The 12,466-nt window shown below is 60.4% G+C and carries 9 protein-coding genes; 4 read left to right on the top strand and 5 right to left on the bottom strand.

Features of this window, described 5'->3' with window-relative positions; genetic code table 11:
• Nucleotides 1-68: 68 nt before the first annotated feature.
• Nucleotides 69-1,397 (bottom strand): aspartate aminotransferase family protein, encoded by a 1,329-nt coding sequence (locus HHL14_RS27695; protein ID WP_169500790.1) that lies wholly within the window; start codon nt 1,395-1,397, stop codon nt 69-71.
• 268 nt (nt 1,398-1,665) lie between these two features.
• On the opposite strand from HHL14_RS27695, the gene HHL14_RS27690 reads away from it, so the two are divergent.
• Nucleotides 1,666-3,081 (top strand): aminotransferase-like domain-containing protein, encoded by a 1,416-nt coding sequence (locus tag HHL14_RS27690; RefSeq protein ID WP_169500789.1) that lies wholly within the window; start codon nt 1,666-1,668, stop codon nt 3,079-3,081.
• A 49-nt stretch (nt 3,082-3,130) separates the two neighbouring features.
• Here the strand turns inward: HHL14_RS27690 and HHL14_RS27685 are convergent, their stop codons facing one another.
• A complete protein-coding gene (locus tag HHL14_RS27685) occupies nt 3,131-3,754 on the bottom strand; it encodes a LysE family translocator (protein WP_169500788.1) in 624 nt (207 codons plus the stop codon).
• A gap of 527 nt (nt 3,755-4,281) precedes the next feature.
• Between HHL14_RS27685 and HHL14_RS27680 the strand changes: the two genes are divergently transcribed.
• The gene (locus tag HHL14_RS27680) at nt 4,282-5,532 is read left to right on the top strand and encodes an acyltransferase family protein (RefSeq protein ID WP_169500787.1); all 1,251 of its coding nucleotides are present in this window, start codon (nt 4,282-4,284) and stop codon (nt 5,530-5,532) included.
• 104 nt (nt 5,533-5,636) lie between these two features.
• Here the strand turns inward: HHL14_RS27680 and HHL14_RS27675 are convergent, their stop codons facing one another.
• Together HHL14_RS27675 and HHL14_RS33380 are read right to left on the bottom strand one after the other, a co-directional pair.
• Nucleotides 5,637-5,903 (bottom strand): hypothetical protein, encoded by a 267-nt coding sequence (locus HHL14_RS27675; protein ID WP_169500786.1) that lies wholly within the window; start codon nt 5,901-5,903, stop codon nt 5,637-5,639.
• A 144-nt stretch (nt 5,904-6,047) separates the two neighbouring features.
• A complete protein-coding gene (locus tag HHL14_RS33380) occupies nt 6,048-6,527 on the bottom strand; it encodes a DUF6232 family protein (protein WP_230413235.1) in 480 nt (159 codons plus the stop codon).
• 907 nt (nt 6,528-7,434) lie between these two features.
• Between HHL14_RS33380 and HHL14_RS27665 the strand changes: the two genes are divergently transcribed.
• Nucleotides 7,435-10,032 carry a sensor domain-containing protein gene (locus HHL14_RS27665; protein ID WP_169500784.1) on the top strand — a complete coding sequence of 866 codons (2,598 nt, stop codon included), beginning with the start codon at nt 7,435-7,437 and terminating at the stop codon, nt 10,030-10,032.
• Nucleotides 10,033-10,093: 61 nt separating this feature from the next.
• A complete protein-coding gene (locus HHL14_RS27660; protein WP_169500783.1) occupies nt 10,094-11,422 on the top strand; it encodes a diguanylate cyclase domain-containing protein in 1,329 nt (442 codons plus the stop codon).
• 103 nt (nt 11,423-11,525) lie between these two features.
• Here HHL14_RS27660 and HHL14_RS27655 read toward each other — a convergent pair whose 3' ends face one another.
• Nucleotides 11,526-12,437: a LysR family transcriptional regulator gene (locus tag HHL14_RS27655; protein ID WP_169500782.1), complete on the bottom strand. Its 912-nt coding sequence runs from the start codon at nt 12,435-12,437 to the stop codon at nt 11,526-11,528.
• Nucleotides 12,438-12,466 lie beyond the last annotated feature (29 nt).

The raw sequence follows: 12,466 nt of genomic DNA, 5'->3' as shown, positions 1-12,466 counted from the left end.
GCCTGCCTTGGCGCGTGCGGTGACTTCATCATGACTACCGCGCGGCTAGTACGGGGGCTACTGCCCGCTCATTGCACCGTCGCCAGCACCTCGCCCACCGTACGGAAGATGCGCGCGATCTGTTCTTCGTCGATGATCAGCGGCGGCGAGAACGCGAGAATGTCGCCGGTAAAGCGGATCAGCACGCCCGCCTCGAAGCACTTGACGAACGCCTCGTAGGCGCGCGCGCCCGGCGCGCCGTCGCGCGATTCGAGTTCGATCCCCGCGACCATGCCGAGATTGCGCACGTCCTTCACGTGCTTCGCGCCGCGCAGCGCATGCGCGGCCGCTTCGAACGTCGGCGCGAGGCTCGCCGCGCGCTCGAACAGCTGTTCGCGGCGGTACAGATCGAGCGTCGCGATCGCGGCGGCGGCCGCGGCCGGATGCGCCGAATAGGTGTAGCCGTGGAACAGCTCGATCGCGCCGGGCGCGCCGCCGTTCACGACCGTATCGTGGATCGTGCGGCTCGCGGCGACCGCGCCCATCGGAATCGACGCGTTGTTGATCGCCTTCGCCAGCGTAATCAGGTCCGGCGTGACGCCGAAATACTCGCTCGCGGTCGCGCGGCCGACACGGCCGAAACCGGTGATCACCTCATCGAAGATCAGCAGGATGCCGTGCTTCGTGCAGATCTCGCGCAGCTTCTGCAGATAGCCTTGCGGCGGAATCAGCACGCCGGTCGAACCAGCGACCGGCTCGACGATCACCGCGGCGATCGTCGACGCGTCGTGCAGCGTAACGAGGCGCTCCAGCTTCTCGGCCAGATGCGCGCCCCACGCGGGTTGTCCCTTCGAGAACGCGTTGTGTTCGAGGTTGTGCGTGTGCGGCAGATGATCGACCGCCGGCAGCAGCGCGCCCGAGAAAGTCTTGCGATTCGGCGCGATGCCGCCGACCGAGATGCCGCCGAAACCCACGCCGTGATAGCCGCGCTCGCGGCCGATCAGGCGCGTGCGTTGCCCTTCGCCGCGCGCGCGGTGATACGCGAGCGCGATCTTCAGCGCGGTATCGACCGATTCGGAGCCCGAGTTGGTGAAGAAGATCCGGTCGAGGCCGGCGGGCATCAGCTCGGCGACCTTGCTCGCGGCTTCGAAGGCGAGCGGGTGGCCCATCTGGAAGGTCGGCGCGAAGTCGAGCGTCGACAGTTGCTGCGTGATCGCGGCGACGATTTCGTCGCGGCTATGACCGGCGTTCACGCACCACAGCCCCGCGCAGCCGTCGAGAATCTCGCGCCCATCGGTGCTGCGGTAGTACATGCCCTTTGCCGATTCGAGCAGGCGCGGCGCGGCCTTGAACTGGCGGTTGGCGGTAAACGGCATCCAGAAGGACGACAGATCGTCGATCACGGGGCGCGAAGTCATGGCATCTCCTCGAAGTGGGTGGCTGCGGCGTAGCCAAACTGTAGCGTCCGAGGTTTAATGGCGGCATGCACAGTCGATGAAGTGTGGTGCTAACTGTGCTGGCGGATTCGCGTGAACTGTATTGCTTCGCGGGAGGCCGCAAGAGGTCGCGCGAGGCCGCAAGAGGCAGTCTGCACGCAGCCTGCTGCCGTCACTGCACCCACCCGACCCGGTCGCCGTCGCGGCCCACTTTCCCGTTTGCCGCTTTTCCTTTGCTTTCGCTTGCCACATGATCGAACTGGACCTTCAACGCGACCGGCGCGGCGCACCGACCCTCGTCGAACAGGTCGTGCAAGCCTTCGCGCGCGCGATCGACGCGCAATCGCTGCGCGCCGGCGCGCTGCTGCCGTCGGTGCGGCAGCTCGCGCAGCGCCACGCGCTGAGCACCTTCACGGTGACCGAGGCCTATGGCCGGCTGGTCTCGATGGGCCTCGTGGTCGCGCGCCGCGGCTCCGGCTATCGCGTCGCCGCGCGGCCGTCGTCCCCGCGCGTGGCCGCCGCCGACTGGCAGCCGCCGAGCCTGACCGCGACCTGGCTGCTGTCCGACGTGTTCGCCGATCACTCCGTGCCGATCAAGGCCGGCTGCGGCTGGCTGCCGAGCGAATGGATCAACGAGAGCGGCCTGCAGCACGCGCTGCGCGCGCTGAGCCGGGTGCCGGCCGCGCGCCTCGGCGACTATGGTCATCCGTATGGGTTCGCGCCGCTGCGCGAGCGCGTCGCCGAACAGCTCGACCGGCTCGGCCTGCCGGTCGACGTCGCCAATGTGCTGTTGACCCAGGGCGCGACCCAGGGGCTCGATCTGATCGTGCGCACGCTGCTGCGCGCGGGCGATGCGGTGATCGTCGAAGATCCCGGCTACGGCAACCTGCTGCAGATCCTCAAGCTGGCCGGGCTGGTCGTGCACGGCGTGCCGCGCACGCTGGCCGGCGTCGATACCGAGGTGCTCGAAACGCTGGTCGCGCGACACAAGCCGAAGGCGATCTTCGTCAACACGACCTTGCAGAATCCGACCGGCGCGAGCTTCGGCATGGCGGCGGCGTTCCGACTGCTGCAGATCGCCGAGCGCGAGCGCATCTGGGTGATCGAGGACGACGTGAGCCGCGAACTCGCGCCGCCCGGTGCGCCGTTGTTCGCGGCGATGGAGGGTTTGCAGCGGGTGGTGTACGTCGGCGGCTTTTCGAAGACGGTGACGCCGGCGCTGCGCTGCGGTTACGTGGTCGCCGAGCAGGCGGTGCTGCGCGAACTGGCGCGCACGAAGATGGCGGTCGGGCTGACGTCGTCGGAGGCGATCGAGCGGATCGTCGACAAGGTGCTGGTCGAAGGGCGCTACGCGCGCCACGTCGAAACGGTCAACGAGCGATTGAAGCTCGCGCACGTCGCGCTGGAAGAGCGGCTCGATGCGCTCGGCGTCGAGGTGTTTCATCGGCCGCGCGCGGGGCTGTTCGTGTGGGCGCGTCTGCCGATCGAAGCGGAGCGCGCCGGCGAGGTCGCGACGGCCGCGCTCGCGCACGGCATCTGGCTTGCGCCCGGCTCCTACTTCCGTCCCGACGATGCGCCGAGCGCATGGTTCCGCTTCAACGCGCCGTATGCGCACGACGAGGCGCTGTGGCGTTTTATCGAGCGTATCGGCAGAGGGGGGCTCTAGAAGCGCGGCCACCTCTGCGTTTTACGGGTGTTTGTGTTGATGCCGATGCTTAGGCACCCTGACCGATCAGCTTCATCACGATCGGATACAACGACGACACCAGCAGCAGCGCCATTGCGACGTTGAAGATGCGCAGCCGCTTCGGGTTCGACAGCACCTCGCGCATTGCGGTACCGAAGCCGGCCCACAGGCAGATGCACGGAAAGCCGATCACATAGAACACCACCGCCATCGCGACGACGTTCATACCGAAGCTCTCGCTGAGGTGGATCGTCGTGGCGGCCGTCAGCACCATCATCCACGCTTTCGGGTTGACCCACTGGAACGCGATTGCCTCATGAAAACGCATGGGCCGACGCTCGCCTTTTTTCAACTTCAGTTCGCCCGACGTGCCGATTTTCCACGCCAGATACAGCAGATACACGACGCTCACGACTTCGAGCACCGTGTACAGCACCGGGAAATGCACGAACGCTTCGCCCAGACCGATCCCGACCGACAGCATCAACAGCACCATGCCGGCGCTGATGCCGGACAGATGCGGCAGCGTGCGGCGAAAGCCGAAATTCACGCCCGACGCGAGCAGCATGGTGTTATTCGGACCGGGCGTGATCGAGGTGACGAGCGCGAACAGGATGCCGGCGGGCAGTGCGCTGAGGGTGACGTAAGACATGGGGGCTCCGGTGTCGCGGTATCGCAGGGAATGAATGCAGTGCGGTTCATTCTAGCGAGATGGGCCGGTACAGTACCTGTACGGTTTGCGGGATGGTGTCCGGTACGGATGGAGGCGAGCTGCGGGCACGGCGGAGGGCTGCATGGCTGCGGCTGGTTAGGGCGGCCTGTCGCAAGGTGGGCTTTTCGTCGACAGGAAGCCGATAGCGATCGGCGTAGTTGGCTCAATGATGGGCCGCGCGTTCTTCGTGTCTTCGCATCTTCGCGAAACCGGATGCCGTCGGGGCGAATCAGTCCGCGCCCAAACTCCAGACCGCACAAACCCGCTTCATATCTCTTTTCGCTCGGTCAGCTACGCGATGCGCGATCTCGGGATAGCGTGCCGGCACGCGGCCTTATGCCCACTCAATATTTCGTCCTGCCAGGCAAGCGACAACGCCCGGTTTTGTTGCTTCGCCAACATACACATCGACAGTGAGGATGCACGCTGGCCGCTTTTCGTGCCAACCCATAGTCGAGTAAAAGCAAATGAAGTCAGCGCATGAAACGAATCCCTGGCGTGGCGGGGAGACGATCGATTCAGCGAGTACTGCTGTCGCTTCGGAAGTTCTTGAGATCCAGACGACTCGGACACACATCAAATTTCTCGATGGCATGCGCGGGCTCGCCGCGCTTTATGTCTGTCTGACTCATAGCTGGAATTTTCCTTCCGGAAATGGCATTGCGCTGAGCCGGGCGCATCGGATATTGCGTTTTCTGCTGGAAGGCGGCCATTGTGCTGTCAGCGTATTTATCGTTCTATCCGGCTACTGCCTGACGCTTCCTTATCTGAACGGAAAGCGCTTGAAGGCAGGCGAATTCTTCGCGACGAGAGCAATGCGCATTTTGCCGCCTTACTACGCATGCCTATTGATTTGCCTGTTGCTCAATTACACATTGCTGTCGGGCAAAGCGACCGGCTTTTGGGTCGAGACTTCGCCCATCGATACACGCGCGATATTGCTGCATGTCTTCATGCTGCACGACTGGTCCGCGGCTAGCGCCTCGAAAATCGACTACGTGTTGTGGTCGGTCGGTGTCGAGTGGAAGATTTATTTTCTGCTGCCGGTACTCGTTCTATTCGGACGACGCTTCGGCTTTATGCGGACCGCAGCCGCTTCGGTTGTCGCGAGCTTTGCCGTCTGGGTGCTTCTGTACCGGCATGACTGGTTGAATCCCGGTGCGTTCGGTTCATCGGTCTACTATGTCGGGCTTTTCGCCTGCGGTATGGCGGCTGCGGTGTATGTCGACCAGTGTCAACAGGGGCGCGCGCGCTTCGATTTCAAATGGATCGGCGTGGCCATGGCCTGCCTGACAGTGATCGTATTGGCGACTGAATTCAAGAAGGTGGGGCCGCTGCAGGTTGCGAGTCTGTTCAGCGGATTGCTGGCGTGCTTCGTTATCGTCTGGATGTCGTTGCGCGAGCGGTCGGCAATGAAGTCTTTTCTGTCCACGGGGCCGATTACCGGGCTCGGCAAAATCAGCTTCAGCCTTTATCTGATTCACCCGCCTTTGCTTCAGTTGTCGTGGACCTATCTGATCGAGCCGAACTTCCCCGCAAGTCGATTTCTTATTCCTATTACGTTCGCGATTTCCGTCGCGGTATCGATTGCTGGCGCCTACCTGTTCTTTTGGGCGTTCGAGTTCCCGTCGCTCATGTGGATTCGGCGCACCAGAGCAGCGCGAAGCCGGCGGACTATGGGGTTTGCCGTAGCGGACCGTGCGGAGTCGGCAAGATGATGCGAGCGCGACGATCGCACGCTGTGATCGTCGCGCTTCAATCGACGGCGATCAAGCCGATGTCGGAAGCTCGCTCGTGCCATCGGCGGGAAGTTGTCGAGACGCTACGTCGCGCCTGAGTTGGAGCGCGATTGCGCGTCTATCCATCTCTGACCCAGCGTGAATCCGGCCATGAGGCCGTCGGCCGCGGTGGGGAGCGGCGTCAGCCGGTCTGGCTCGGCACGCATCGAATCACCGGTTGTTGCCGCGATAACGCTGACAATCGGCACGAATCCCACCGGTGACGATACGGTTACGCCTGCTTGCCGCATCCAGACAGGATCGAGCTCGACATCGATCTGAAAACCTTTGTATTCGTAGACCCGCTTCATTACAGGTTTCCTTGTATTTCCAACAAAGCGCGCGCCGCTCGACTCTGAAAATGGGTGACGGTATGAGGCAATGAGTGAGGGTAGAAACCGGATTCGCGCACGGATATCTCTACGCTCCAGAGCAGTGGATTACCGATGCCCGTACTACACGATCGAGCTGGAAGGAAAACAGATTCGGTGCGCAATCGCGTTATCCAGTGCCGACACGATGTCCTCGATCCAGCGACGGTCTTGGTCCTCTAATGCCTCGGTTTCACCAGCGGTCGAACTCAACACGACGGAAAATCGGGGTTTCAGCAGAGCAAACCAGACGATGCCGGCCAGAATTATCGCGGCGGCGATCCAGATGGCGAGGTTGCCGATCGCACCCATACCCACTCCGGCGAAAATGCACAGAATCGGACCTGTCTGGCTAGGCATATGTCTGTGCATCCGGACTGCCGTAATCCCGTCTATCGCGTAAGTCTGCCTCTGCGGCAACAGGAATCTCGCACCTGTAACGACGACGCCTCGACTATCGAGAAAGACTCTCGCGTCGAGGTGTTCATATGAGACCCGGTCTTGCGATGTGGCATCCGACGATGTGCCGAAGCGGGGATAAAGTATTAATACCTCGCTACGCATATCGCACCAGCAATGCGGCAGCCGCCATCAGGAGCACCGACATGGCCATGATTGCGCAGTGGGCAATATGGGAGGATTTGTAAAGTGATTCCATAATTCTTAAACCGTCTCTGAAGATTGTTCTAATGCGTCGACGGCCGATTGTGCCTATCGATATTTGACAAATGTACCGATCAGCTCAGACGTGTTGCACGAGCGCAATGATCAATGTCGAGATCAACGCAGAGACTGCAAAGAGGCCTGCGGCTATGGATAAATCGTCGGGAATTTTCATGTTATTGCCACGATGGTGGGCCAGACGGAACATTACGTCCGTTTCGACAGCAATATGATTAGCAATCGAAAAATCAGCCAACGCGATTTTTATAAATTGAAAAATCCATAGGTCGATATGCGAATGGTTCCTGATCCGGCTATGGAGAAACGGCAGATGAATCTGGCCACCATCCGCTCGACGTCATTCCGATGTGCGTGCGCTGGCGCATGCTCCGCTCGCCGAGTCTGCGTACGTGGACTCATGGCTTTGCTCTGACTAAACGGATTTAGCTATTGTTAACTGTTTTGTTGCCCGGCACGCGTGTAATGTCTCACCGAATCCAATGTGTTACGGATTCTGCACAAAGAGGCTTGGCCCTGCAGATCGATGCAGGACCCATCGCGACGGCCATGCCGTACGACAGAGTCAGACCATGGAACTTGCCGGCTGCTGCTGGAATGCGCGAGCACTCCGGCAGTCTCGCCCGGAAATCAGGCAAATTTTGAGATAAGAATCTTGTCTATGTACCCCTGAATTCACTCTCCCGTGTCGACAGATTTGGCTAGTCTTTCGCAATGTAATGGCTTGGATCTCGGGGTGACGCTGATCCGTATCGAGCCAGTGCATGCACTGAGAAAGTGAGTTTTTGCAATGAAAATAAAAGCGATACCCGGGAGCAAGGTATCCCCCGTCGTAAGGGCGACCCTCGAGGATATGGTCGACGCGGTCGTCATGATCGACGCGAACAACGCGATTACATTCTTCAATTCGGCCGCGGTGAAGCTTTGGGGGCTGCCAGCCGGGGAGGCCTTGGGAAAGGACTTCATGTCGCTGATCTCGTGCGAAGACCGGACCGCTCGGCCGATCCACGGGTCTGAACGGCCCGATCTGGACATCGACCAGTTGGCCGGGGCCAGCAACGAAGTATCGATCAGACGGCTCGACGGTACCATGAGCTGGGGATCGATGTCGGTTTCGAAAATCACCACCGCAGGACAGGCGGACTACATCGCGGTCGTCAAGGACACGACGATTCAGCGGCTACAGCAGGAACAGTTCGAACGATTGTCCTGGGTGGTCAATCAGACCGATGCGGCAATCATTGCCACGGATCCGGACGGGCGAGTGGTGTACTCGAACGGAGCGGCAACCCGCATGCTCGGCTACGAGCTGGACGAACTCCTGGGGCGTCGGCCGTCCGAGGTATTCTTCGGTCCCCGAACGAATGTCGAGGCCGGGATGCTGATCCGCAACGCGACCGAGCAGCCCAATTCGCTTTGCGGATTCAGGCAGGACATTCTCGTCTACACCAAGACAAGGAAGCCGCTCTGGGTGTCGATTGTGATCAACGCTGTGCGCGACGAAGCCGGCAATCCGGTGAATCTGATTGGCGTCCTGACCGATATTACGCTGACCAAGATGCACGAGGAGCTTCAGGAGAACGTGCTCGGCGCGATGGTGCGTGAAATGCCAACCGAGGATGTCGCAAGAATCCTCTGTCAGGAAGTCGAACATATCGCTCCGAATCTGATGTGTTCGGTCATTGAAGTGAGCAGTGAAGGGCGGTTGACGACACTGGCGGCGCCGAGCCTGCCGCCATCCGTCGTGCAGCGATTCGACGGACTGCCGATCGGACCCTCGGTTGGGTCGAGCGGAACCGCGGCATGGCGCGAAGAGGCCGTCCTGGTCGCGGATATCAGTAATGATCCGTTGTGGGAGGACTATAGAGAAACCTTTCTTCCGCTAGGGATAAAAGCCGGTTTTTCTTATCCGATCAAAGCCAAAGACGGAACGCTTATTGGTGTTTTCACTTTTTATTATCGCGAGCGTGGTGGACTCGACGTCTTCCATGAACGCCTTATCGAAGTTGCGGTTAATCTCTGCATCCTCCTGCTGCAGCGGAAGTCGAACCGGGCTCATATCTACCGGCTCGCGTTCTACGATAATCTGACCCGATTGCCGAATCGTGCGATGCTCACCATCAAAATGGAGCAGGCGCTGCAGGACGCGAAGGATACCGGTAGCGAACTGGCCGTCGTGTCTATCGATCTCGACCGCTTCAAGCAGGTCAATGACACGCGAGGACATGCGGTCGGCGACGAATTGCTCGGTGAAATTGCAAGGCGATTAAGAGCGGCTGTCTGCGACGGAGATGTAGTCGGTCGTCTTTGCAGCGACGAGTTCATCCTGATTGTGCCGCGATCCGATACCTACCGGATCGCGTATCTCGTTCAGCGGATACTGAAGGAAATCAGGCGTCCTGTCGCGGTGAAAGGGAGTGCGCTTCACACCTCCGCGAGCGTGGGTATCGCGATGTATCCCGGCGACGGCACGGATGTGGAAACGCTGCTGCGGCATGCGAACATGGCCATGTATCAATCGAAGGCAGACGGTCGGTCCAGGCTGAGATTCTTCAGCGTGGAAATGAATTCCGCGGTTCAGGAACAGGCGATGCTCGAGGCGGATCTGCGTGCCGCGTTGCATGACGGGCAGTTGTATCTGCGCTATCAACCGAAGGTCTGCGGCGAGCATTCGCAAATTCTATTTGGCGTCGAAGCATTGGTGCGCTGGAAACATCCCCTATTGGGCGAAGTACCGCCGGCGCGCTTTGTCACGATGGCCGAAGAGCGTGCGCTGATCATCGAACTCGACACCTGGGTGTTGAGTGCGGCATGCCGCCAACTGGCCAAATGGCGTCGGTGCGGAACGGACATCCGGAATGTCGCGATCAACCTGTCGGCCAGTCATTTCCTGGATGCCGGCTTGCCGGGGCTGATCGCAAGGACGCTGCGTGCGCACGATTTGCCGCCGGATAGCTTGACGTTGGAATTGACGGAGGGCGTCATGCTGGGCGCGACGACGGCGGTGCTGGCGACAATCGACAGAATTCATCGCCTGGGCGTGCGGCTTTCGATGGACGATTTCGGAACGGGTTATTCGAGTCTGGGCTACCTGCATCGTCTGCCGATCGATGAGCTAAAGCTGGACAAGAGCTTTGTGCAGGATCTGGAAGGCAGCGATGTGGCGCGCGCGCTGACCGCGTCGGTACTGCGCATCGGTCAGAGCTTGCACATGAAGGTCGTGGCGGAAGGAGTCGAGACCGAAGCGCAACGACGGTTTCTCGCCCAGCATGGATGCCCTGTCATGCAGGGGTATCTGTTTTCCAAACCCTTGTCTCCGGCTGCTCTGGAAAAGTGGTTGAAAACTCGCCGGATACGGCAAGGCCAAAGCATCGGCATAACTGGTTGAGCGATGTGAATGGCCATCGTGCGCGGATCGTATCTGGCCGTCAGTTTTTTATGTTCTGATCATGAAGATTCTGGTTATCGAAGAAGATCAAGCGTTTGTATCGCATCTGAAGTCGGTCTTACGGCGATCTGGCTGCGATATCCACGTCGCGAATGACGGGCAGAAAGGACTGAACCTGTTTTGCACGGAAGAGGTCGACCTGATCCTGGTGGGAATAGACCTGCCCGTTATATCCGGCCTGGAGCTGACAGCGACAATCCGTGACATCGAGGCGATGCAACAACTTTCGCCGACCCCGATTATCGTACTGACCTCCGAGGATCACGCAGTGGATTGCGTGACGGCCGTCCGTGCCGGTGCGGACGATATGCTTGCGAAGACCGTCTGCCGGGATGTATTGAAGGCAAAGATCCTGGCCTTCGCGAGGATGTCGGCGGTAAAGCGTCAGTTGGGAATTACCAACGGCATGCTTAACAACATATTGAATTCCGTCAGCGAGGGCATCCATGTTCTCGACATGAACGGTACGATCATTGCCGAGAACGCCGCTGCCATCGAGATGTTGGGATGGGCAGACAAAGAGAGTCTGATTGGCAGGTCGGGCCACGAGACTATTCATCATCATCGCGCGGACAGGTTCGCGTTCCCCGTCGAAGATTGTCCGATTTACGCGACGCTTGGAGACGGGCAGTCCCGTCACGTCGTGGACGATCTGTTCTGGCGTAAGGACAACGCCTGCTTTCCGGTCGAATACAAATGCGCACCTCTGCGCGACCAGGCAGGCAATATGTACGGCGTGACCGTCGTGTTCCGCGATATTTCGGAGAGAAAGAAAGCCGAGCGGCAAATCGTCTATCTGGCCCAGCATTGCTCGCTGACGGATCTTCCTAACCGGTTGTTATTTGGTGACCGGTTTCAACAGGCCACACTCAACGCAAAGCGCGCGCAAACGAAGTTCGCGCTGCTCTTTGTGGACATCGACCACTTCAAACCGGTCAACGATCGCTACGGACATGCGGTAGGCGACAGCTTGCTGGAGCATATCGGCAAGCGTCTGAAGCAATGCTTCCGCAAATCCGATACGGTCGCGCGCGTGGGCGGCGATGAATTCGTCGCGATTCTCGCGGACGTTCGTGGGATCGAAGACGCGGCTTCATTTGCCGAAAAGGTGCGGCAATCGATCGAAGAACCGTTCCAGATCGGCGCTCGGGTACTGCACGTGTCGGCCAGCATAGGCGTGGCAGTCTACCCGGACGACGGAGCGGACGAACAAAGCCTGCGGAGCAACGCGGATCAGGCGATGTATCAGGCCAAAAGTCGGGGTGGAAACGCCGTTGCGATATATAGCTCGCCTTCGAGCACCATGCGCTCCCAGTTTTTCGATCAATAGAAATCGAATCGATACGCGTCCCCCGGCGCACAGTTCTCTCGCGCTTCAGCGTCGTTCGCGGGCATGTCGCGTTGCGCGGGTCCGCGACGAATGCCGTGCGCGTTTACGCGGATGCGTCGCTCAACTGCCCGATCACCAGGGTCCGGATCCAGCGATTCGCGTCGTGCGTGTCGAAGTTGGCGTGCCAGTGCACGGTGACGGTCACGCCGGGAATGTCGACCGGCAGGTCGTACACGGCGAAGTCGCCGGCAGGGTTGAGCAGTTCGATCGTGCGTCGCGGCAGCGTCACGATCCAGTCGGTATGCGCGAGAATGTGCGGCACGACGGTGAAATGCGGCACCTGTAACGCGATCTGGCGATGAATGCTGCGTTTGCGGAAATTGTCCTCGATCTGGTGGTGGCCGCTTTCGAGCGACCCCACGAGCACATGCGGAAACGACAGGTACTGTTCCAGCGTGAGCGTGCGCTTCGGCAATCCGCGACGGCGGCGCGTCATGCAAACGTAGTCCTCGTGAAACAGCCGTTGATGCCGGGTGTGACCGACGAGCGCCGGTAAATTGCCGATCGCGAGATCGAGACGTCCCACGCGCAATGCGTCGTCGATCTGATCGAGCGGTACCGACTGGATGTCGAGACGCACGCGCGGCGCGCATTCCGCGAGTGCCGCGCACAGCCGCGGCAGGAACGCGAGCTCGCCGATATCGGACATTGACAGCCTGAACACCCGGGTGCTGGAGGCGGCATTGAACGGCACCATCAGATGCAGCGCGTGTTCCGCGGCCGTCATCGCCGCGCGCAACGGCTCGCGCATTTCGAGCGCGGCGGAGGTCGGCTGCATTTCGTTGCCGGTCCGCACGAACAACGGGTCTTCGAGGATCGCGCGCAGCCTGCCAAGCGCATAGCTGACGGCCGGCTGCGACAGCCCGAGCCGGTTCGCCGCGAGCGTCAGACTGTGCTCTTCGTGAATCGCGTGAAAAACACGCAGCAGGTTCAGGTCGATGCGGTTGGTGTCCACGGCAGGGGGAGTCGTTGTCCGGCGATGCC

Origin of the sequence: Paraburkholderia antibiotica (assembly GCF_012927125.1) — a bacterium.
GTDB classification, from domain to species: Bacteria; Pseudomonadota; Gammaproteobacteria; order Burkholderiales; family Burkholderiaceae; genus Paraburkholderia; species Paraburkholderia antibiotica.
This window is presented reverse-complemented; position numbering and strand designations above follow the sequence as displayed.

What these genes read in the sequence shown, in the direction of transcription:
- HHL14_RS27695 (WP_169500790.1), bottom strand. Translation starts at nt 1,397, where the DNA reads ATGACTTCGCGCCCCGTGATCGACGATCTGTCGTCCTTCTGGATGCCG.
- HHL14_RS27690 (WP_169500789.1), top strand. Translation starts at nt 1,666, where the DNA reads ATGATCGAACTGGACCTTCAACGCGACCGGCGCGGCGCACCGACCCTC.
- HHL14_RS27685 (WP_169500788.1), bottom strand. Translation starts at nt 3,754, where the DNA reads ATGTCTTACGTCACCCTCAGCGCACTGCCCGCCGGCATCCTGTTCGCG.
- HHL14_RS27680 (WP_169500787.1), top strand. Translation starts at nt 4,282, where the DNA reads ATGAAGTCAGCGCATGAAACGAATCCCTGGCGTGGCGGGGAGACGATC.
- HHL14_RS27675 (WP_169500786.1), bottom strand. Translation starts at nt 5,903, where the DNA reads ATGAAGCGGGTCTACGAATACAAAGGTTTTCAGATCGATGTCGAGCTC.
- HHL14_RS33380 (WP_230413235.1), bottom strand. Translation starts at nt 6,527, where the DNA reads ATGCGTAGCGAGGTATTAATACTTTATCCCCGCTTCGGCACATCGTCG.
- HHL14_RS27665 (WP_169500784.1), top strand. Translation starts at nt 7,435, where the DNA reads ATGAAAATAAAAGCGATACCCGGGAGCAAGGTATCCCCCGTCGTAAGG.
- HHL14_RS27660 (WP_169500783.1), top strand. Translation starts at nt 10,094, where the DNA reads ATGAAGATTCTGGTTATCGAAGAAGATCAAGCGTTTGTATCGCATCTG.